A 21,349-nucleotide genomic window follows, 5' to 3' on the forward strand; every position below is an offset into this window, starting at 1 on the left:
TTTAGCGGGCAGGCTACTTAACTTACATCTTGAAATTACCAGAAATTATAAGAAAACAGAAAGTTTATAATTAAAAGTATATTAAAACAGTTTAAGAAGCGAAAAAAAATATCTTCTAATAAAACTTATACAAAGCTAACTTTATTAGTTGAGGGCTATGAGTGTAGAACATTTTACCTTTTATCTCATCACAGGTGCAACTATATCTGCTTTTTTTTCATGGAAACTTGTAAAGCACTGACATTCATTCAGTTTATACCAACATCAGCTGCCACTCTAGCTTCAAAATTTGGTTGGATAAATTTTTGATAAGTATTATTAGATTAAAGAAAAATATCTTCTTCGCAACTAACAAGGATACAACGTCAGTTGCAGGTGTTTATCACAAATATTATAAAAAGGGATTGATAACTTTTTTAAAGATGGTGTTTCAGAAATTTTTTAAACAAGTGTAAAAATCCTTGTTTATACGTTACTCATTATTTTTTTTAACTTAACCGATACAAACACATTTTATTATTATGAATTTAAATAACTATACGATTAAATCACAGGAAATCATTCAACAGGCGCAGGAAATCGCCTTCAATAATGGTAACCCCAATATTGAAACCAACCATGTGTTGAAAGCTCTGCTTGACGATGAAAACAGCCCTGTCGAATTCTTGCTAAAGAAAAACAATGTGAATGTTGCTTTTGTAAGAAGCAAAGTAGAAGAATCTATTAGCAAATTACCGAAAGTGTCAGGTACAGAACCGGCACAAAATGTTAGCCGGGACTTGAATAATGTACTGTTGCGGGCTAATAGTGTTATAAAAGATTTTAAAGATGAATTTGTAAGCGTAGAACATCTACTTCTTGCTTTAGTGCACGGCAATGATGATGTTGCCCGATTGCTGAAAGATGCCGGTGTAACAGAAAAGGGTCTGAAAGCGGCAATTCTTGATTTACGGAAAGGCTCTACAGTTAACTCTCAGACGTCGTCTCAACAGTACAATGCTTTGCAAAAATATGCCCGGAATTTAAATGATATGGCAGGTGAAGGGAAACTTGATCCCGTTATTGGACGAGATGAAGAGATACGTCGAACTTTGCATATTTTATCGCGTCGAAGTAAAAACAATCCAATATTGGTAGGTGAACCGGGCGTAGGTAAAACTGCAATCGCAGAAGGACTAGCACACAGAATAGTAAATGGCGACGTACCTGAAAATCTTAAGAGCAAAATAATTTTTGCCCTCGATATGGGACAATTAATTGCGGGGGCAAAATACAAAGGCGAGTTTGAAGAGCGCCTGAAAAGTGTGGTAAAAGAAGTGGCCGAAAGCAATGGTGATATTATATTATTTATTGACGAAATTCATACATTAATAGGTGCCGGCGGCGGCGAGGGTGCAATGGATGCTGCAAATATTTTAAAGCCTGCTCTTGCACGTGGTGAACTTCGGGCAATAGGAGCAACTACTTTGAATGAATACCAGAAGTATTTTGAAAAAGATAAAGCACTTGAACGTCGTTTTCAGAAAGTAATGATAGATGAGCCAAGTGTAGAAGACGCAGTTTCTATTTTACGTGGTTTAAAAGACCGCTATGAAACACACCACCATGTGCGAATTAAGGACGAAGCTATTATTGCTGCTGTTGAATTGTCTAGCCGTTATATCACCGATCGTTTTCTGCCTGACAAGGCCATTGATCTTATAGATGAAAGTGCTGCAAAGCTTCGTCTTGAAATGAACAGCATGCCTGAAGAACTGGATGAACTGGAGAGAAAAATTCGCCAGTTAGAGATTGAACGTGAGGCAATCAAAAGAGAAAATGACGAAGACAAGCTGAAGCAGCTCGCATTGGATATAAGCACGCTGAGTCTTGAAAGAGATACACTAAAGGCTAAGTGGCAACAGGAAAAAGAACTGGTTGAAAAAATACAAAATGCTAAAGCAGAAATTGAGAATTTAAAGCAACAGGCTGAGCAAGCCGAGCGTAACGGTGAATATGGCAGAGTAGCCGAAATTCGATATGGCAAAGTACAGGAACAGGAAAGAATAATTAACGAAAATTCCCAAAAGCTTGAGGAAATAAGTGAAAATAAGCGTCTGCTTAAAGAAGAAGTCGATGCAGAAGATATTGCGGAAAATGTTGCAAAGGCAACGGGTATACCTGTTTCTAAAATGCTGCAAACTGAAAGAGAAAAGCTATTAAATCTGGAAGACGAACTTCACAAAAGAGTAGTTGGGCAGGATGAAGCGATTGAGGCTGTAGCTGACGCAATAAGAAGAAGCCGTGCAGGTCTTCATGATCCTAAAAAACCTATAGGTTCCTTTATATTTCTGGGCACTACAGGCGTGGGTAAAACTGAATTAGCCAAGGCGTTAGCAGATTACCTGTTTGATGATGAGAACATGATGACCCGTATAGACATGAGTGAATACCAGGAGAAACATACTGTAAGCCGGCTGGTAGGTGCTCCTCCCGGATATGTGGGATACGAGGAAGGAGGCCAGCTGACAGAAGCTGTTCGCCGCAAACCCTACAGCGTGGTTTTGCTCGATGAAATTGAAAAGGCTCACCCGGATGTATACAATGTGTTGCTACAGGTATTAGATGACGGACGTTTAACTGATAATAAAGGTCGTACGGTTAACTTTAAAAATACGATCATCATTATGACCAGCAATATGGGAAGCCAAATTATCCAGGAGGCTTTTGAAGACGTGGATGAAAGTAACAAAGAAGAGGTTGTCGAAAAGGCAAAAGTCGAGGTAATTAATTTGTTGAAACAAACCATTCGTCCTGAGTTTTTAAACAGGATTGATGAAGTAATCATGTTCCAGCCTTTAATGAAAAAAGAGATAAAAGGTATCATAAAAATTCAACTAGAAAATCTAAAAAGATTGGTAGAGCAAAATAGTGGAATTCAGTTGGAATTTAGTGAATATGCTCTTGATTATCTTGCTCAACACGGTTACAATCCTCAGTTCGGTGCGCGTCCATTGAAACGCTTAATTCAAAAGGAAATTATTAATCCTCTAAGTAAAAGAATCTTAGCCGGAGATATTGATAAAACAAAACCGGTACTGGTAGATGTCTTTGACGGAGTAGTTGTTTTCAGAAACCAGGAAGTGCATGAAGTAGTATAAACAACAGAAGAGATAGTAAGAGCCTGCAGATTAATACCTGCCGGCTCTTTTTTATTTTAAATAAATTTAGTCTACTGTGAGATATGTTGTTGCAACCAGATATTGTAATAAAACAAACATTATTCTTGGTTTTGTTTGCACGTGTACTTTATAAACGTCAACTTGCTTTTTACAACGAATACTAAAATGCTGATATATCTTTGAACAACAACAAATTTTTATTGTTGGATCAGTATTGCTGAATTAGCATCAATAATAAAATATCAATACAAAATTCATTTATGAAAAGCAAAGCAAGCATTAAAAGTCATCCTCTGCATCCTATACTTGTAACTTTCCCTATTGCGTTTTATATAGGTACACTGTTGTTTGATGCTTTGGCTGTATTTTTTGGTGATGGAGGATTTAGTATTACTGGCAAATACATGCATATCTCAGGAATAGTTGGGGCAGTACTTGCAGCAATTCCCGGAGTTATTGATTATTTGTCTGTTGTTCCGCCAGAAAGTTCAGCGAAAAAGAGAGGAGCTACTCACGGATTGATCAACGCATCTGTTCTTTTCATTTTTGCGATTGCTTTATATTTAAAGTACTGGGTTGATATTAATCCTTATATTATTTTACTAATTGAACTTATAGGGGTCACGCTGACATTTGTTGCAGGATGGATGGGTGGAACTTTGGTGTACCGAAACCAGATTGGTGTAGATATTAGATATGCAGGAGCAGGAAAATGGAAAGAACTTCATATTACTGAAAACACGGGTCCCTTTGAAGTCTGCAATACGAATGAACTGGATGTTGACCAAATGAAACTAATTCACACCAAAAATCAACGAATCGTAATTGCACGTACAGATAATGGTTATGTTGCTTTTGAAGACCGTTGCTCACACAAGGGAGGATCGCTTGCAGGAGGAGCTATGATTTGTGGTACAGTACAATGCCCATGGCACGGCAGCCAGTTTGATGTAAAGACTGGTGAGGTAAAAGCAGGACCGGCAAAGGACAGTATAAAAACATACGAGGTTAAAGAAGCAGGTGGAAAAGTATTTTTAATCATATGATCCGGTTCCTCTTTTTCATGCAAACAGATAAATTAATTTTGTTTCTCGCATTATTTTTTAAATAATTATTATGAGCTTAGGATATTTCAGTTACCCTGTTCCCGTAAATGAACCGGTATTAAATTATGCACCCGGAAGTCCTGAAAAAGTGGCTTTAAAAAAGGCTTTGGCAGAATTAAAAAAAGATGAGATTGATATACCGATGTATATAGGCGGAGAGGAAATACGCACAGGTGATAAAAGGTCATTACATCCGCCGCATGAAAAATCGCATGTTTTAGGTCATTATCATTTTGGTAATGAGCAACATGTAAGGCAGGCAATAGACGCAGCATTAAAAGCAAGAGAGACATGGTCTAACACCAGTTGGGAGACAAGGGCCCACATTTTTTTGAAAGCAGCTGACCTGATAGCAACAAAATACAGGCCCTTTATGAATGGTACAACCATGCTTGGTCAAAGTAAAACAGCTTACCAGGCAGAAATTGACAGTGCATGCGAGCTTATCGATTTTTTACGTTTTAATGTTTATTTTGTAACCGAGATATACAAGCAGCAACCAATATCCAGTTCCGGTATGCACAATCGTACGGAGTGGCGCAGCCTGGAGGGATTCGTATTGGCTGTAACGCCATTCAACTTTACCGCAATAGCTGGTAATCTGCCTGCAAGCGCTGCAATTTGTGGCAATGTAGTAGTGTGGAAACCAGCCGACACACAGATCTTTGCCGCGCAAATGTTTATGCGGATAATGAAGGAAGCGGGCCTTCCGGAGGGTGTTATAAATCTTGTTTATGTTGAGGGGACGGTACTGGGAAAAGTATGCTTTGCTCATCCTGATTTTGCAGGAGTACACTTTACAGGCTCAACAGCGGTTTTTAATAACATGTGGAAGACCATCGGTGAGAACATTAGCAAATACAAAGGTTATCCGAGAATTGTTGGTGAAACGGGCGGCAAAGACTTTGTAATTGCACACAAAAGTGCACAGGTAGATGTTGTTGTTACTGCACTTGCCCGTGGCGCTTTCGAATACCAGGGGCAGAAATGCTCTGCTGCATCCAGGGCTTATTTGCCCAGCAATCTAGCTGAAGAAATTAAGTCGAAACTGGTAGCAGAAGTAAAAAGCATGAAAATGGGAAATGTTGAAGATTTTACTAATTTCCTGGGGGCGGTCATAGATGAAAAGAGCTTTGATAAAATAAAAAGGTACATAGACAACATTGATGGAAATACGGCAAAAATTCTCGTTGGTGGAAACTGTGATAAAACAACGGGTTATTTTGTAGAACCAACAATTATTGAAACAAATGATCCGCGATATGCAACTATGTGCGAAGAAATTTTTGGTCCTGTCCTTACCATTTATACTTATGATGCTGACAAATTTGATGAAGCGCTTGAGTTTGTAGATACTACTTCACCTTATGGACTTACCGGTGCTATCATATCGCAGGATAGGCAGGCAGTTGAATTGGCTACACAAAAATTAAGACATAGTGCAGGTAATTTTTATATAAATGATAAACCAACCGGAGCCGTAGTAGGTCAACAGCCTTTTGGCGGAGGAAGAAGCAGCGGCACAAATGACAAGGCGGGAAGCATGATTAATCTATATAGATGGCTGAGTGCAAGAACTATTAAAGAAACATTTAACCCAGCAACCGATTACCGCTATTCTTTTTTGCAGGAAAGCTAATTTAACCATGTAAAGGAAGATGCTAATACTAAAGAGGCTGCTACAGGAGTAACAGCCTCTTTAGTATTAATATAAAGAATTTCAACGTTCGAGCTAATCCTTCAAACCAAGATATTTTTTAACCTCCGCATAATTATTCCAATCGACACCATTTGGTTTGCGACCTGCAGCAGTGCCGCCGGGAATAAGAATGTATCTATATTGAAAATGGTTATAACTGTTTGATGTAAATGAGCTGGCATTAGCTGTTGACGCAAGTGTAATTTTTTGAGGGGAAAAATAAGCGTTTATTATAGCACCTACGACAAATGCATCATAAATAGGAAGCGGGAAAACAAACTGATCTGAGGTGGAATCACTTCCCGCGTTCAGGTAAACTTTTATCTCCCCTTTATTCAAAATAGAATCTACCAGGTTTGGAGCATCAATCTGGGCTGTCCAACCGGTACTGTCCGTGCCCTGGTATTTTACATTTAACCACGCTGAATAAATTACATTAGCCGTTCCCGGATCTCCTTTAACACCGGGCGCGCCTGCTGCACCGGCAGCTCCGGCTGCACCTGCCGGTCCTTGTGGTCCTGCCGGGCCTTGTGGTCCTGCCGGTCCTGTTTTACTACATGAAGCAAAGAATAATGGAAGTGCTAATAATAAGTAAAGAGACTTACTAAAATTACATTTCATAAAGGAGCTTTTTAATTGTTTTTTAACTGAAATAATTTAATTGTAAAATAACGTTTTATTCTGACAAAAATTTATTTAGCAACAATTATTGCCAGCTTAACCACGATTTTCCATCCAAAGCGCTAACCATATCAAAAGTGTTTTGACTGGTTTGAACAAAGTAATAACCTCTTCTGATATAAAGTTGAGTCGCCATTTCAAATGCTGGTCCCGAAGCCGGGTAATTTCCATACGTACCTAATTCTGTAAAAATCGCTCGTCCATCACCGGTAAAAGATGGCGCGGCGGGAGCACTGGCGTAGTGAAGCGTAAGAGAATTAGATGTATCGACCAAAGCTGGTCCGTATAAATCATTACCGGCTGCGTATTTAGGCCAGTAAATCCAGTAGTAATAAGGAAGGTTAGAGGAAGTTAAGGTGTCTAAACGATAAGCATTATCAACTCCATTTACATGAAATCCACCAAAAGAAAACCAATATGGGGCGTTAGGGTCGGAGGCTTTAAAATTATACCATTTTGCCGGTGCATTTATGTCAACTTTTAATGGCACTATAACACTACTAATAGTGGCAGCAGCATTATTTACAGTACAACTTATTGTTTCATTTGAAGGATTATAATTAATATTACTAATTCCTGTGATGTTCTGATTGTTAGCAACTAAAGGTTTTACAAATCCAACGCCTCCGAAAGTCATAAAATACCGTGTGGACAATAATGTGTCTAAAAGGTTTCCGGTAGCATCAACTAACGAAATGGTACGCGTTAAAGAATTGATATTAAAATCAAGCTTTTCAGAACCAATTGTGAGACGTTTGAAGTAAGTAAGAATCTTATTCAATAGAAAACCTTCTGCCAACTGGCCACTAGTAAATCCCGCAGCTTCCTCAGGAGTCGCTTTTACCAGTGTCGCCCTACTTCCATTAAGCCTGCCTACCAGGTTGATGGTATCAGCAGAGCTTGAGTCAAAATAAAATTCAAAATCTGATTGCAACCCTACACCTACGGTACCGCCATTTACATTTGGATTAGGATCGGCAAGAACATGCAAATAAGAATACGTATCAAATAAAAGGCTGGGTTGCTGTAACGCTTTTAACCGGTAACTGCTTTCTTTTAATGTAATTGCGGAAACTGAATCGAAACTAGATAACATACTTACCCGGTTAGAGTCATTAAATCTGAAATAGAAAGTGTAGACACCCCCGCTTTTGGGGTAAATAAATCCTTTCCATCCGTTGGGGGCGGTGGTAAGTTGGGTTTGATAAGCTGCCAATGCTTCATTTATACGTTCATCAGGAGATTTACTAAATAAATGGCTGTCATCTTTTTTACATGCTGAAAATGTCAATATTGCTAAAACGATAAAGGCAATAGTTTTTCTCATATTTAATACAGTAATCATTTTTTTAAAAAAGAAGTTGATCGATCGCACCTTTCGTTTTTGCCTGCAAATTGTAAAAGTCAATATTCCAGGCTTGTTTAAAATAGCTTACAACAGACGCCTCCTTCTGTCTTAATCTTGCTTTTGCCTGCTCCGCCGTTATTCCGTTTGCAGTTGTACCTGTGTAGTTGATGCTGTTAACCAGGCTATCGAACCATGGCTTGCCGTGTACCAACATCATAGAGACCATTTCTGCCCAATCGTCATCTTTTCCGGAAATTGAATATTGAGTTATAAAACCTTCATCTAAAGCATCTTGTTTTGAAACATTCAGCCAATCAGACGTATAAGATGATGCACTTGGAGCGCTAAATTCTATCGGAACTTTTACATTTTGATCAAGAATATGGGAGAATTCATGTTCAATAACATGAAACATATCTATAACAGTACTTGTATCCCGTACTGTATAACCTGGCATTCCTTTAATGCGAAAACTATTAATATTGTAAAGTACTACTTTACGTCCGCCTTCTGCAGTTCCTAATTTTACGGCTCCTCTTTCATATGCGGGGCTGCCTACAAGAATAAAAAACTTCGGGCTTATTTTTTTAAAAAAAAGATTTCCCGCCTCAACGACATAGGTGTTTATCCATGCTTCTTTTATTGCTGACATTACAGGTATCACTTTTTCTTCCATTGGCGGTACAAGTGTTTTATCAAGATCAACTTCAGATTGATCCCATTTATATTTTACCCCAATATTATACGGCGTTGTAAGGTTAGCATAGATCCAGTCATCAATAGGACCTTTAGCCCAAACATCCCCTCCAAGACCGGGAATGTTATCCACGTTTCCTAAAGCATCTTCTTTTTTACAAGAAATTGCAACAACAGAAACTGAAAGTGTAAAAAAGATGAATTTTAAGATTTTCATATAAGTTACTTTAAAAACTACCTCGGATTTTGTTCCAGACCTGCAAGGGAGGTTGATTGCGGTAGCTGTAAGACTCTTCTTAGATCATCAGCTGACAATGTTATCACTTGTCCGTCTTTTGTAGTATGTACAACTGGTATTTTATACCTTAATATATCAAACCATCGCATACCTTCATGAATAAACTCTGCCCTTTTATAAAACAAAATAGATCGTATCAAACCAACCTGGATATCTGAAGTACCGGTCACCGATTTGATCCTTGCTTCAGTTAAAGTATTAGTGGCAGGAGAATAATTATTAATGCGTGTGCTTGCATAAGTGTTGAGATCTGATATAGCGCCGGTAATATTTCCTGTATAAGTATAAGCTTCCGCTCTGTTAAACAAGACTTCTTCTGTTGTAAAAAGCGGAACCATTACGTATGCATCTCCAATATTAGCGTTTACTGAAACTTTTACGAAATACTCGTCAATTTTTGGCACCAACTCGTGAGTACCTTCAAATACAGAATATAGTTTAAAGGCAAAGTTCCCTCCGGTTAGTGGATCTGGCTTCGGAAATATTTCACTTTGTTTCTGTTCACTTACACCATACCTATTTGTGTAGTAGTAACGCGACCAGTAGGATTTCGTTTCCTGTAAAAGCAGATTTGCCGGCTCGGTAGCCTTTGCATAAATTTTAAACAATTCATTTACATCTGTGATATTTTGATAAGTACTATTCCAACCGCGTAGATGCCCTGCAAAATTTCCCGGGACTGCTTCATTAGCATATTGAATAACCTTTGGATAGTCTTTTTTATATAAATAAAAACGGGCGGCAAAGGCATTTGCCGCAGCATGGTTAAAATGATATTTAGGTACATTATAAATTTTATCTTCTATTAATGGCAGCCCTTCCAACAGATCTTTTTCCACCATGTCGTAAACATACTGAACTGTTTTTCTTTCGTACTTTTTAAATACAATAGTTTCTGGAGAGGTAACGTATGGTATACCCGGATCGGTAGATGCAGTCGAGGCGTCATAAAATTTCGAAAAGAAGTTGACAAGCATGAAGTGAGCATAGGCCCTGGCCACTAAAGCCTCACCTTTTTGAGCCTTGTAATTTTCCGGATCTGAAACCTTACTAATGGTTTCTAAGGCCTGGTTTGCGGCCGCAACTGCTGCATAGCAGGAATCCCAATAGTTTTCAGGGGAATCCTCCTGGGTCTCACGGCTGTCAACAAAAAAATAAGGATCATGTATAACATTGTTTGTAATAGGATCTCCGCTGCCAATATCCGTTACATTATCTGTCATTGTCTCCGCAAAAGCTTGGTAATTAGCCTGGGGATAGGCAGTACCTAATAACTGTGAGACTTTTTCAGGTGTATTTAATTTAACCCTGTTATCTGGTTCTTTATCGAGGTATTTGTTACACCCCCCATTTAATAAGAGGCAGAATAAGGAAATATATAATGATAATCTTTTCATTATTTTAATTTATAGTCCCAATTTTAGCGAAAGTGTAAATTGTTTTTGAATGGGTTGAGCAACTCCGCCCGAATTGAAAAACTCCGGATCCTGGCCTTTCAATTTTTTGTCAGAATAAATTAGCCAGGGGTTAGCGGCAACAGCTGTAACAGATAATGAGTTGAACACGCTTTTCTTTAAAGCTTCCGAATTTAGATTATATGTTAATGAGACTGTTTTAAGTCTTACAAAGCCTCCGTCAGCAATCCGGACATCAGAATAATTATAATTATTATATGGAAAACTTCCTTCTGCGTTGATAAGATATCTCTGATACGCATCCAGCACTGAAGGAACATTGGTTACTTTTTCATCTCCCGGCATTACCCATCTGTCAGTAAACTCTCTTGGTAATGCATCAAAGTCTGTGTAAGCAGTTTTAAAGGATGGATTTAATCTTATCTTATTACCAGCCTGGTAAGTGACGAAAATATTTAGGGAAAAAGACTTATAATTAAATGTATTCGAAAATCCGCCTGTTAACTTAGGATCAACAGATCCCGAAAATACGAGGTAAGAAGTAACCTGGTCCTGAAGGTAAACATTAGAACTTACTTCTCCTTTTTCATTTACAAATAAAGGTACTCCCGTTGTATGGTCCAACCCAGAAAACCGCAACGAGAAGATGCTGTTTACAGGGTAGCCGCCGGTATTTCCACCTTCAGCTTTAACCAGATCAAAAATTGTGGGAACATTTCTTACATTCGTTATTTTCGTTTCATTATATCCTGCAGTTAAATTTATCCGCCATCCCCAGTTTCTTTTTCTGATTATTGGTCCGCCGATCACTGCTTCCGCACCTCGCGACGTCATGTCCGCATAGTTGGCAGCCTTATATGCTTCGCCACCGACGCCAGACGTTTTTATGATGCTTATCAGGTCAAAACTTTTTCTTTCGTAAATATCAAAGCTCGTACTTAATTTTCCTTTAAATAAACCTGCATCTAATCCTACGTTTGCCTGGTAGTTCTTTTCCCAGGTCAGATCAGAGTTTTCAAGGTTTGCTAATCTTATAATTGATTCTCTTTCGCTAGGATAAGTTCTGTTTGTAATCTGACTTCTTAAAACGATATTTGAGTTAGTTGCAGGACCGAGGCTTGCAGTAAGTCCGTAGCTTGCTCTCAACTTAAGGAAACTAATCCAGTTTACATCCTTTATAAATGATTCTTCCTCCACATTCCATGCTCCGCCAAAGCTCCATGTTGGCAGCCAGCGTGCTTTGGGCGACGATCCCAATTTGTTCGATCCATCATATCTTACTGTTCCGTAGAAATTATATTTTTTTTCGAAAGTATACTGACCATTAAGGTAAAAGGCAGCGAAACGATCATAATCTTTAGTCATCTCGTAATAAGGAAAACTGCTTTCGATCGTTTGTTTTAAAATACGATAATCAACAAAAGGAATACCGCCGTTATCATATTGATACCCATAACCGGTGTTAGTAAAATTTTGCCGGTCTGCGTACTTTACCTGTTGGCCAAGCAAAATATTTATATTGTGCTTTTCATTAAAAGTGTTGGTGTAAGTTAAACTATTGCGAACATCAAAATTCAATAACTGATTTTCTGTTCTGTTATAAAAACCTCCATACGGCAAAACAACTACGGGCTGTGCTGCGGGATTATCTGGATCTCGATACAAGAATTTGTTATTCGCGGCAATCGTTGCATTTTCATTAGCCCTATAAGCCTCAGCCATATTTGCGTTTTCGGTAATTTGATGCTCTGAAGTTGATCTCACATACCTTAATGCTCCAATAAATTCGTATCTTAAGTGGTTATTAAATTTATAACCTAACTCGCCTTGCAATTTCAGATCGACAACAGTAATATTCAGATAGTTATTTTGTAACTCATTAATAATATTGAAAGGGGCAAAATTTCTCCTGAAATATTCCAGTTGACCGTTGTCGTCATAAGCGGTTAAAGTTCTGCTTGAGTTTAAGGCATAACTGAACGGATTAATATCGAAATCGCGGTCAAATTGTCCTGATACAGGATTGCTTACACGACTTAAAGCGCCGGGAGCTCTTTGCTGGCGAACTGAACCTACTGTTGTAAACCCTGTTGATAATTTGTCGGAGAAATTATAGTTGTTGCGAAAGTTAAGTGTGTAGCGTTTTACGTTATCAGCTATTGTCCATCCTTTATCATAATAAAAACTGGTCGAAAAGAAATTTTGCGATTTTTCAGTGCCTGAAGAGATGCTTAGAGAATGTTCCTGCGTCAACGAATTTTTAAATAAAACATCAAACCAATCTGTGTTTGCTTTAGCATACTTTTTTAAAAATGCAGCTTTAGCTTCAGGAGTATTCATTAAGGCAAAGTTGCCATTTGCATCAGGGGTGTTGATTAGATCGTACATTTTACCATAAACTCCATAATCGGCGCGACTCAATATATCAGGAGCTAATATACCTTTACGGTCCAGTTCACCTAAAACAGACATCTGTTCGGCGGAATTCATTATATTGTAATTGCTGTAGCTCGGTTTTAACTGAGTGCTGAAGTTCCCGGTATAATTAACAGAAGGTTTGCCGGCACGTCCCTTCCTGGTAGTGATCACCACAACACCGTTCATTGCTCTTGCACCATATAAGGCTGTTGCTGCGGCATCTTTTAGAATATCAAAAGTTTCTATATCATTAGCGTTAATGCCAGCGACAGATGAACCTAATAAGGTAGTAGGATCACCGCTTGATAATTGTTCGTTTGAAATATTTACAATGTCTTCAAGCACGACTCCATCTACCACCCACAGGGGCTTGTTTTCTCCATTTATCGATGTAGCTCCACGAATGTGGACTTTAGGAGCGCTGCCAAAAGTGCTGGAAACATTTTGAACAGATACACCTGCTGCCCGTCCCTCGAGCATTCTGCTTACATCTATAACGCCTTCTGTTTTTACATCTTCGGCTCTCAGCGTTACCGCCGCGCCGGTAAACTTTTTCTTCTCAATTCGTTGAAAACCTGTTACAACTACCCCCTGCAGGTTGCTTACATCTTCATGCATTACTACATTTACTGCTCTTTGACCCGCAGTCAGCCTCACCTCCTGTGTTGTTAATCCAACAAAACTTATTACCAGAGTTGATCTGGCTGGCACCTGGTTTAAAACAAATTCACCTGATGCATTTGTGCTGGTACCTATTCTGGTTCCTTTTACCAGTACAGATACGTCTGACAAAGGCTTTCCAATTGAGTCTGTTATTTTGCCACGAACTGTATTATTCTGTGAATTAGCGGCAAAGCAAAATAGCAAAAAAAATGAAATGTTCAGGACAAAAAGAAAATCCTTCAATTGTAGATTTTGAAGAATAAAACATCCTAACATTTTTTTAATCATAACTTTCTTATTAATTAAGATAATAGATACAATTTTATGTAAGGCAACAAAGGGATTTTTCTTCTATAAAGAATTTAGAAACGAACCCACAGTTTTTTTTGAACACAAGTATTATTTAAATATAATATTTTGAAGCGATTCATTAATAAGAATAAAAAGTAATCCAGAAATAACTTCTCAAAGAATGATTTTCATAAGAATAATACAACTTCTTTTTTATCATTCACCTCTTAAACCTTGCATCTCCCTCATTTACATGTATAAAACATAAATACAAAACCATTGAAGAAAAATTAAAACCTCTTCCAATAATTTCTAAGGAGGCGATACAAGACTTAGATCTCTCTATTCAGTAAGTATACGCAAAAAATAATTTTGTGTTTACCCGCCTTAAAAAAGTTAAGGTTTCTATCTTATTAACAGAAAAGATAACAGCCAAAAATGCTGCTTTTAAGAAGAAAAATTACTAAAAGTAAATGTTTATCATTTCCTGAATTTTTTATAAGTATTAATTAAACCGTTTGTAGATGAATCGTGGTCCACTACCTCACTCTGGCTTTCAAGTTCAGGAAGAATTTTATTTGCCAACTGCTTTCCTAATTCAACCCCCCATTGATCGAAACTGAAAATATTCCAGATAATTCCCTGCACAAAAATTTTGTGTTCATACATGGCAATAAGGCTACCAAGGCTTTTAGGTGTTATCTCTTTTAAAAGAAAAGAATTTGTGGGTTTATTGCCTCTAAACATTTTAAATTTAAGCAGCTTCCTGATTTCTTCTTTCGATTTGTTTGCTTTTACGAGTTCGGCCGTTACTTCCTCTTCTGTTTTTCCATTCATCAAAGCTTCGGTCTGCGCGAAGAAGTTGCTCAACAATTTTAGATGATGATCGCCTACCGGATTATGACTTATTGCGGGAGCGATAAAATCACAAGGTATAATCAGGGTGCCCTGGTGTATTAACTGGTAAAAGGCATGCTGGCCATTTGTACCCGCTTCACCCCATATTACCGGGCCGGTCGAGTAATTAACCTCATAACCGTTTCTATCTACACTTTTACCATTACTTTCCATATTTCCCTGCTGAAAATAGGCTGCAAAACGATGCATATACTGGTCGTAAGGCAAAATTGCTTCGCTTTGTGCTCCATAGAAGTTTGTATACCAAACGCCCAGGAGGGCCATAATAACAGGAATATTACTCGCAAACTTTGTACTTCTGAAATGTTCATCAACTATAAAGGCTCCCCTGAGTAATTGTTCAAAGTTGTCGTATCCTATTGTAAGCGAAATTGACAACCCAATAGCACTGCATAATGAGTATCTTCCACCTACCCAATCCCAGAAAACGAACATGTTTTCTGCAGCTATCCCAAAAGATGTCACTTCCTTTTCATTGGTACTGAGAGCGACAAAATGTTTTGCTACATGGCTTTCGTCTCCCGCTGCTTGTAAGAACCAGTCTCTTGCCGTTCTGGCATTGGTCATGGTCTCCTGAGTTGTGAAAGTCTTTGATGCTATTAGAAAAAGCGTTTCTTCAGGAGTTACTTTTTTGAGTGTTTCAACTATATGCGTTGCATCCACATTGCTTACAAAATACGCCTCAATACCTTCGTGCCAGTATGGCCGTAACGCCTCAGTTACCATAACAGGCCCTAAATCACTTCCACCTATTCCAATATTTACTATGTATTTTATTTTTTTCCCTGTATATCCCTTCCATTCGCCTGAGTGAACTTTTGCAGTAAATTCGCGCATGTGTTCTCTTACTTTTTCAACCTCAGGCATCACATCCTTTCCATCTGACATATAGGGCCTGTCGGAGAAGTTGCGCAAGGCTACATGTAAAACAGAGCGATTTTCTGTTTCATTGATTTTTTCTCCCGAAAACATTGCCTCGATACCTTCTTTTACACTACATTCATCTGCAAGTTGAAACAGTAATTGAAGCGTTTTATTATTGATGATATTTTTGGAGTAATCAAATAATATATCTTCAAAAAATATAGAGAATTTTTTAAAACGCTCAGGATCGGTGGTAAATAACTTTCGCAAATGCGTCCTTTGCATTTCTTCATCATAATGCCTTTTTAAAAGAAGCCAAGCCTGCGTATTGGTGGGATTTATTTTTGGGAACATTATTGATTTTTTGTTTTTTCTCCTTTATTATAAAAACTAAAGACCTTCAATTATTTTAATCGTTCTTGCTACCATATCTTCCGTTATACCTAAATGCAAAACAATTCTTACCTGTGTTTTTGAGATCGGGGTTACTTTTATATCATCTTCCAGCACCCTTTTGGTAAACGAAGCAGGCGTAAATTTTCCATTTACGTCAAAAATAAGAATATTGGTTTCTACCGGAAGAATAGTACCTGTAAACTCTTTTTTTTCTAAAGCGGCGGCGATCATTTTAGCATGACGATGATCATCGGCAAGGCGCTCTACATGGTTGTCAAGGGCATATAAACCAGCAGCAGCAATATAACCAACCTGTCTCATTCCACCACCTAAAACTTTTCTTATGCGCCTTGCTTTTTTTATGAAATTTTTTTTACCGATCAAAATACTGCCAACGGGAGCTCCAAGCCCTTTACTTAAGCAAATGGAAATGCTATCGAAAATGTTTCCAAATTGTTCGGCCTTTTCCCCTTTTACAACAATTGCATTAAACAAACGAGCTCCGTCGAGATGCAGGGAGAGATTGTTTTTTAAACATACTTCTTTAATTTTTTCTATTTCAGAAAAGTCATAACAACTGCCACCTCCCCTGTTCGCTGTGTTTTCCAGGCTTACAAGACTTGTTCTTGGTTTATGAATGTCATCAGGATTTATCGCATCCGCTACCTGATCTGCTGTTATTCTTCCACAGTTACCGATAATTGGCCTTACAGAACTTAAAGAATTAAAAGCAATGCCTCCGCCTTCATAAATATAAACATGAGAAAGTTGATCACAAATAACTTCATCTCCCGGTTGCGTATGACATTTTATTGCTATCTGATTAGTCATCGTTCCGCTGGGACAAAATAGGGCTGCCTCCATTCCAAACATATCCGCAGAGTACGACTCAAGTTTATTTACAGTAGGGTCTTCTCCATATACATCGTCTCCTACTTCAGCTTTAAACATAGCTTCAAGCATGCCGGGAGTCGGTTTGGTAAACGTATCCGAACGAAAATCAATCATAAAATCACGAAATTAAGTGAATAGGATTTATTTTACATTTTTTCGGGTATGCTTTTTGAATAATAAATATTAGTAATATTCATCGAAACAAATTCTAAGTAAGTTAAAAAGTGCATTATTATTGGTTAAGGTATAGACAAAAACGGTAGTGTTTTTCTGTAAAGACTCGCTTTTCTGCTACTGTGGGCGTACCTTTGCAACTACTTTAGTGATTTTCTTATCTTTTTCTAACTGAATATATACACTTGTTGTTAAAGGTTTTTAAAATTTTAAAATATTTTACATTATGAGGCAACTCAAAATTGCTACCCAAATTACCAACCGCGATTCTCAGGCAGTAGAAAAATATCTGCAGGAAATCTCTAAAATCCCCATGATCACTCCTGAAGAGGAGACCATTCTTGCTCAAAAAATAAAAATGGGAGATCAGAGAGCTCTTGAAAGGTTAACAACAGCTAACCTGCGGTTCGTAGTTTCTGTAGCAAAACAATATCAGCACCAGGGTTTGTCCCTTAGTGATCTGATAAATGAAGGTAATCTTGGTTTAATTAAAGCGGCTCAACGTTTTGATGAAACAAAAGGCTTCAAATTCATATCCTATGCAGTTTGGTGGATTCGTCAATCTATTTTACAAGCTCTGGCTGAGCAAGGCAGACTGGTAAGATTGCCACAAAATAAAATCGGTACTTATAATAAGGCAAATAAAGCTTATATGGCTTTTGAGCAAGAGCATGAGAGAGAGCCTAGTACTGAAGAATTAGCGGACATTCTGGAGATGAGCGAAACTGAAATCAACAATATTTTTCAGAGCAATACGCGTCATACATCATTAGACGCGCCGGTACATGAGGCTGAAGATGTGGCTATGGGTGATTTACTGGAAGGTGGCGATGACACAGATGACGATGTGATGAAAGATAGCCTGAGAGAAGAAATCCGCCGCGTACTTAAGTCTCTTTCTCCAAGAGAGGCTGAAATTGTAAACGCATATTTTGGTTTAGATGGTGAAAACGGAGTTACTATCGAGCAGATCGGTCAGAAATACGATCTTACAAAAGAGCGTATTCGCCAGATAAAAGAGAGAGCTATTAAACGCCTGCAAAAAGCGCGTTATAGCAATGCTTTAAAAGCATACCTGGGGTAAGAACAATAATTTATTTGTAAAAAAGCCACTTTATTTTGAAGTGGCTTTTTTTGTGTATGAAAGTCTGGTAATATAAGGCGATGAGTAAGTTTTACTGCTATATATATCATTAATAGAATAAAACCTCATAAACAAAGAAGTAGCTATTTCCCTGATAACAAAAAAGCCATTTCTAATGAAACAGCTTTTTTGCCTAAAAATTTATCATTCCGTTACTGAGACGACGTAGGTTGAGCAGTACTGTCAGATTGAATAAGTTGCATCAACTGGTCTAATTTTGGCTCTAAAATAATTTCTGTACGACGGTTTTTTGCTCTTCCTTCGGCAGTCGCGTTACTTTCTACAGGCTCCCAGCGACTACGGCCGCTAGCTGTAACACGCGTAGGATCAACTTTATAAGTTTCAGTTAGAATACGTACAATTGCAGTTGACCTGGCCACACTCAAATCCCAATTGTCCTTAAACTTACCCCTGATTGGAATAGAATCTGTATGGCCTTCAATTTCTACATTGATGTCGTTGTTTGCATTTAATACATCTGCAAGTTTGCTTAGTGCCTGTTTGCCTTTAGGATTTACTACCGCACTTCCCGATGGAAAAAGTAAATTTTCCTGGAGACTTACATATACCTTACCATTTTTTGTAGAAACAGTAAGTTCATTTGAACTAAAACCTGTCAGTGCATTATTTATTTTAGCCCTCAATTCCTGCGTGTTTTTCCTTTGCTGGTCTATCAAAGCCTGGAGTTGCTCTAGCCGGCGTTGCTGTTCGGCGATCTGCTGCTGACTCATGTTAAGCCTGGATGATGCATCTTGTAAGCGACTGGTCGCCTCGGTACGTGTAGCCTCTAATTGCTTTTGCAGGTCCGACTTGTTACTTTCTAACTGGCTTACACTTTGCTCCAAAGAACTTACACGGGTGGCAAATTGAGTACTGTCAGATTGTAATCTTTTTACTGTTTCCTGCGCTGATAAAAGCTGTCTTTTAGGTACACATGAACTTATAGACAAGACAGAGGCGATAAGCAGCGCAGATACTGATAAAAGTTTTAATTGCATAAGCTATATTTTAAAGTTTTAATGAAATTATTATGCCAAGTTATTAATAATTAAACGATTATCACCTATTTCAAAAATGCGGGTTGTTGAAATTGTATGTGTAATTTTGCACGATGAAAAATTTTTACAACCTTCTTCTCATCTTTATTTTTGCTGGTTGTGAAAAATCTATAAACATTCAACCAGAGTCGCAAAAGCCTCTTCTGGTAGTTGATGGAACTATAGAAAATGGACAACGGCCTTTTATTCTATTAAGTAATTCTCTTAATTATTTTAGCAAAATTGATCCGAAAATATTAGTTGCTTCCATTGTAACAAACGCAAAAGTTACTCTTTCCAATGGAGTAACTACTACTACTTTAAAAGAGTACCATCAGTCTATAGGAGGTCTTTATGAGCTAACTTATTATAGTAGCGATACGTCAGCCAGTTCGTCTTCTATAATAGGTGAAACCGGTAAAACTTATAAACTTCAAATTGAATATAACGATAATCAATACACTTCTGTTACTACAATTCCTCGGGTTACAAAAACCCTTGATAGCATTTGGTGGAAACCGGCGCCACACAACAGCGATACAACAAAAGTAGTATTAATGGGAAAATTTACTGATCCTAAAGGATATGGAAATTATCTCAGGTATTTTACGAAAGTCAACAATAATCCATACTTACCTGGGGCCATTTCTGTCTTCGATGACCAATTGACAGATGGAACAACGTACGATTTTCAAATTGACAGGGGAATCAACCGTAATGATCCTCCTAAGCAGGATGAGTATGGATTTTTTAAAAAGGGTGATACCGTAACTGTTAAATTCGCAAATATTGATAAAGCAACTTTTGATTTTTGGCGGACCCTCGAGTTTGCTTATCAAAGTGTTGGCAATCCCTTTTCGAGCCCGGTTAAAGTTTTGGGAAATGTTAGTAATGAAGCGTTAGGGGCTTTTTGTGGCTACGGGGTACAATACAAGACCCTGGTAATCCCAAAGTAAATGTAAATGTTACAAAAATCGAAAGCCTGTCAATTGTAAGGTTTTTATTTTTGGGACCGGATTTTGTAAAGTTATTCGAATTGTTTTGTTGAATACTTGTACCCTAATAAAAAAAAACAGCAATTTTGATTTTTTAGGATGTTGATCGGTCTTGCCAGTGTATGGTTTATTATGATTGTTTTATTATAAAAAGAAAGAATGGAAAATAATACAGAAAAAGTTCAATGCTTGATTATAGGGTCAGGACCAGCAGGTTATAGTGCAGCTATTTATGCTGCACGTGCTAATTTAAAGCCGGTACTATACCAGGGCATTCAACCTGGAGGCCAATTGACTATCACGACAGAGGTGGAAAATTACCCGGGCTACCCTGATGGGATTTCAGGCCCCGAAATGATGATACAATTCGAAAAGCAGGCAACTCGCATGGGTGCCGACATCAGGTACGGATTAGCTACGAAAGTAGATTTTATGGAACCACCGTTCAAGGTATGGATAGATGAAGAAAAACTGATATTAGCAGACACAGTCATCGTAAGTACAGGCGCTTCAGCAAAATGGCTGGGGCTTGAAAGCGAGCAACGTTTAAATGGATATGGAGTAAGTGCTTGCGCAGTGTGTGACGGCTTTTTCTTTAAAGGGAAAGAAGTTGCCATTGTTGGTGGTGGTGATACTGCTGCAGAAGAAGCTTTGTATCTATCCAAGCTCTGCAGCAAAGTACATATGTTGGTAAGGAGCGACAAAATGCGGGCATCTAAAATTATGCAGGACAGGGTATTAAAAGCGCCGAATATAAAAGTTTACTGGAACTCCTCAACTGATGAAGTATTGGGTGAAAATAAGGTTGAAGCGGTAAGGATTAAAAACCACCTTACCAATGAGTTATTAGAAATACCGGTCAGTGCCTTTTTTGTAGCAATTGGGCATCAGCCTAATAGTGAAATTTTTAAAGGATGGCTTGATATGGATGAAAGCGGTTATATCACCACTATTCCAGGTACTTCAAGAACGAATATTGAAGGAGTTTTCGCCGCTGGAGACATACAAGATAAACACTACCGCCAAGCTGTTACAGCTGCCGGAAGTGGATGTATGGCTGCCTTGGATGCAGAAAAATACCTGATGTTGCAAGGTGAGCTTTAAATTGAATTATAGCTTCTAGCCTATTTATTTGTTTTTGTTTTAATAAA

General features: G+C 38.1%; 14 protein-coding genes. 6 read left to right on the top strand and 8 right to left on the bottom strand.

Features of this window, described 5'->3' with window-relative positions:
- The first annotated feature begins 521 nt into the window (after window positions 1–521).
- The 3 genes from clpB (at window position 522) to pruA (ending at window position 5,906) form a co-directional block, all read left to right on the top strand.
- Window positions 522–3,140, top strand: a complete 2,619-nt coding sequence (gene clpB, locus B154_RS0117825) for an ATP-dependent chaperone ClpB (protein ID WP_018615639.1) — start codon at window positions 522–524, stop codon at window positions 3,138–3,140.
- Between the two features lie 281 nt (window positions 3,141–3,421).
- Window positions 3,422–4,207, top strand: coding sequence for a Rieske (2Fe-2S) protein (locus B154_RS0117830; RefSeq protein ID WP_018615640.1), 786 nt, complete (start codon window positions 3,422–3,424; stop codon window positions 4,205–4,207).
- 70 nt (window positions 4,208–4,277) lie between these two features.
- Window positions 4,278–5,906, top strand: a complete 1,629-nt coding sequence (gene pruA, locus B154_RS0117835; protein WP_018615641.1) for an L-glutamate gamma-semialdehyde dehydrogenase — start codon at window positions 4,278–4,280, stop codon at window positions 5,904–5,906.
- 93 nt (window positions 5,907–5,999) lie between these two features.
- Here the strand turns inward: pruA and B154_RS33125 are convergent, their stop codons facing one another.
- The 7 genes from B154_RS33125 to B154_RS0117870 form a co-directional block, all read right to left on the bottom strand.
- On the bottom strand, window positions 6,000–6,587 hold the full coding sequence (locus B154_RS33125; RefSeq protein WP_018615642.1) for a hypothetical protein: 588 nt from the start codon (window positions 6,585–6,587) through the stop codon (window positions 6,000–6,002).
- 85 nt (window positions 6,588–6,672) lie between these two features.
- Window positions 6,673–7,992 (bottom strand): DUF4302 domain-containing protein, encoded by a 1,320-nt coding sequence (locus tag B154_RS0117845; protein ID WP_018615643.1) that lies wholly within the window; start codon window positions 7,990–7,992, stop codon window positions 6,673–6,675.
- A gap of 4 nt (window positions 7,993–7,996) precedes the next feature.
- Window positions 7,997–8,908, bottom strand: coding sequence for a zinc-binding metallopeptidase (locus B154_RS0117850; RefSeq protein WP_018615644.1), 912 nt, complete (start codon window positions 8,906–8,908; stop codon window positions 7,997–7,999).
- A gap of 17 nt (window positions 8,909–8,925) precedes the next feature.
- A complete protein-coding gene (locus B154_RS0117855; protein ID WP_018615646.1) occupies window positions 8,926–10,386 on the bottom strand; it encodes a RagB/SusD family nutrient uptake outer membrane protein in 1,461 nt (486 codons plus the stop codon).
- 9 nt (window positions 10,387–10,395) lie between these two features.
- Window positions 10,396–13,773: a SusC/RagA family TonB-linked outer membrane protein gene (locus B154_RS0117860; protein WP_018615648.1), complete on the bottom strand. Its 3,378-nt coding sequence runs from the start codon at window positions 13,771–13,773 to the stop codon at window positions 10,396–10,398.
- Window positions 13,774–14,256: 483 nt separating this feature from the next.
- Window positions 14,257–15,912, bottom strand: a complete 1,656-nt coding sequence (gene pgi / locus B154_RS0117865; RefSeq protein WP_018615651.1) for a glucose-6-phosphate isomerase — start codon at window positions 15,910–15,912, stop codon at window positions 14,257–14,259.
- Window positions 15,913–15,948: 36 nt separating this feature from the next.
- Window positions 15,949–16,962: a threonine aldolase family protein gene (locus B154_RS0117870; RefSeq protein ID WP_018615653.1), complete on the bottom strand. Its 1,014-nt coding sequence runs from the start codon at window positions 16,960–16,962 to the stop codon at window positions 15,949–15,951.
- A 286-nt stretch (window positions 16,963–17,248) separates the two neighbouring features.
- Here B154_RS0117870 and B154_RS0117875 point away from each other — a divergent pair, with 286 nt between their 5' ends.
- A complete protein-coding gene (locus B154_RS0117875) occupies window positions 17,249–18,106 on the top strand; it encodes a sigma-70 family RNA polymerase sigma factor (protein WP_018615655.1) in 858 nt (285 codons plus the stop codon).
- A gap of 212 nt (window positions 18,107–18,318) precedes the next feature.
- On the opposite strand, the gene B154_RS0117880 is transcribed toward B154_RS0117875, so the two are convergent.
- A complete protein-coding gene (locus tag B154_RS0117880; protein ID WP_018615656.1) occupies window positions 18,319–19,164 on the bottom strand; it encodes an OmpA/MotB family protein in 846 nt (281 codons plus the stop codon).
- 113 nt (window positions 19,165–19,277) lie between these two features.
- On the opposite strand from B154_RS0117880, the gene B154_RS0117885 reads away from it, so the two are divergent.
- Complete coding sequence (locus B154_RS0117885) at window positions 19,278–20,159, top strand: DUF4249 domain-containing protein (protein ID WP_018615657.1); 882 nt, start codon at window positions 19,278–19,280, stop codon at window positions 20,157–20,159.
- A 198-nt stretch (window positions 20,160–20,357) separates the two neighbouring features.
- A complete protein-coding gene (gene trxB, locus B154_RS0117890) occupies window positions 20,358–21,302 on the top strand; it encodes a thioredoxin-disulfide reductase (RefSeq protein WP_018615658.1) in 945 nt (314 codons plus the stop codon).
- Window positions 21,303–21,349: the final 47 nt, after the last annotated feature.

The sequence above is a fragment of the Segetibacter koreensis DSM 18137 genome (assembly GCF_000374045.1).
In the GTDB taxonomy this organism is placed as follows: domain Bacteria; phylum Bacteroidota; class Bacteroidia; order Chitinophagales; family Chitinophagaceae; genus Segetibacter; species Segetibacter koreensis.

Excerpts from the sequence above, each read along its gene's own strand:
- clpB (WP_018615639.1), top strand. The coding sequence starts at position 522 with ATGAATTTAAATAACTATACGATTAAATCACAGGAAATCATTCAACAG.
- B154_RS0117830 (WP_018615640.1), top strand. The coding sequence starts at position 3,422 with ATGAAAAGCAAAGCAAGCATTAAAAGTCATCCTCTGCATCCTATACTT.
- pruA (WP_018615641.1), top strand. The coding sequence starts at position 4,278 with ATGAGCTTAGGATATTTCAGTTACCCTGTTCCCGTAAATGAACCGGTA.
- B154_RS33125 (WP_018615642.1), bottom strand. The coding sequence starts at position 6,587 with ATGAAATGTAATTTTAGTAAGTCTCTTTACTTATTATTAGCACTTCCA.
- B154_RS0117845 (WP_018615643.1), bottom strand. The coding sequence starts at position 7,992 with ATGATTACTGTATTAAATATGAGAAAAACTATTGCCTTTATCGTTTTA.
- B154_RS0117850 (WP_018615644.1), bottom strand. The coding sequence starts at position 8,908 with ATGAAAATCTTAAAATTCATCTTTTTTACACTTTCAGTTTCTGTTGTT.
- B154_RS0117855 (WP_018615646.1), bottom strand. The coding sequence starts at position 10,386 with ATGAAAAGATTATCATTATATATTTCCTTATTCTGCCTCTTATTAAAT.
- B154_RS0117860 (WP_018615648.1), bottom strand. The coding sequence starts at position 13,773 with ATGATTAAAAAAATGTTAGGATGTTTTATTCTTCAAAATCTACAATTG.
- pgi (WP_018615651.1), bottom strand. The coding sequence starts at position 15,912 with ATGTTCCCAAAAATAAATCCCACCAATACGCAGGCTTGGCTTCTTTTA.
- B154_RS0117870 (WP_018615653.1), bottom strand. The coding sequence starts at position 16,962 with ATGATTGATTTTCGTTCGGATACGTTTACCAAACCGACTCCCGGCATG.
- B154_RS0117875 (WP_018615655.1), top strand. The coding sequence starts at position 17,249 with ATGAGGCAACTCAAAATTGCTACCCAAATTACCAACCGCGATTCTCAG.
- B154_RS0117880 (WP_018615656.1), bottom strand. The coding sequence starts at position 19,164 with ATGCAATTAAAACTTTTATCAGTATCTGCGCTGCTTATCGCCTCTGTC.
- B154_RS0117885 (WP_018615657.1), top strand. The coding sequence starts at position 19,278 with ATGAAAAATTTTTACAACCTTCTTCTCATCTTTATTTTTGCTGGTTGT.
- trxB (WP_018615658.1), top strand. The coding sequence starts at position 20,358 with ATGGAAAATAATACAGAAAAAGTTCAATGCTTGATTATAGGGTCAGGA.